Here is an 829-nt window from a genome sequence, read left to right on the forward strand (position 1 = left end):
TCTAAAGTCAATTCTAAACCATTATCTAATTTTGAAGCCACTAATAAAAGAGCCGAAATATATTGGCTGCTTACATTGGCTGCCAAAGTTACTTTTGAAGCCGTAACCTTTTTTCCTTTAATTCGAATTGGCGGATATCCTTCTTCTTTTTCATAAGAAATCTCAACACCCAATTGTCTTAAAGTATCAACCAAAATTTTAATTGGACGCTCCTGCATTCTGCTAGAACCTGTCAAGACTACTTCTCTTCCTTCGTTAACCGAAAAATAAGCCGTTAAGAAACGCATTGCAGTTCCAGCGTGATGAATATCTACAATTTCGTCATTTCCTGCTAAAGCTTTTTGCATCACTTCGCTGTCATCAGAGTTTGAAGTATTGGCTAAAGTGATATTTGGAAATAATGCTTTTAATAACAATAAACGGTTCGTTTCACTTTTTGAACCTGTAATATTTAGTTGCGAATCATCAATAGTAAATATTGAATTCGTGCTTAGTTTTAAATTCATTTTTTTTATTGTAAGTTGTGACTTATGAATTATGAATAATTAGAAACATAATTCAGCCACGCAATTTACCACTCCCCATTCATAATTCAAAATTCAAAACTCATAATTCAAAACTTATGAGCGATATTTCACAATTATTTCAATTTATCATTGTTTTTATGACGATCTTTATCTCTAACCGATTTTAGATCCATTTTTTTGTCAAAAGCAGCCTGTAAATCAATTCCTGTCTGATTTGCTAAACATAGCACAACAAAAACAACATCTGCTAGTTCTTCTCCTAGATCTTTGTTTTTATCGCTTTCTTTTTCAGATTGTTCTCC

1 protein-coding gene and 1 pseudogene are annotated in these 829 nt (G+C 32.2%); both read right to left on the minus strand.

Annotated features, from left to right (window positions below; genetic code table 11):
• Positions 1-506: pseudogene (locus B3J44_RS02095) on the minus strand (3-phosphoshikimate 1-carboxyvinyltransferase); the annotation flags it as partial.
• 134 nt (positions 507-640) lie between these two features.
• On the minus strand, positions 641-829 hold a 189-nt coding region (locus B3J44_RS02100; protein WP_286965391.1), incomplete at its 5' end, for a MazG nucleotide pyrophosphohydrolase domain-containing protein.

Origin of the sequence: Flavobacterium sp. UBA4854, assembly GCF_002399805.1 — a bacterium.
In the GTDB taxonomy this organism is placed as follows: domain Bacteria; phylum Bacteroidota; class Bacteroidia; order Flavobacteriales; family Flavobacteriaceae; genus Flavobacterium; species Flavobacterium ginsengisoli.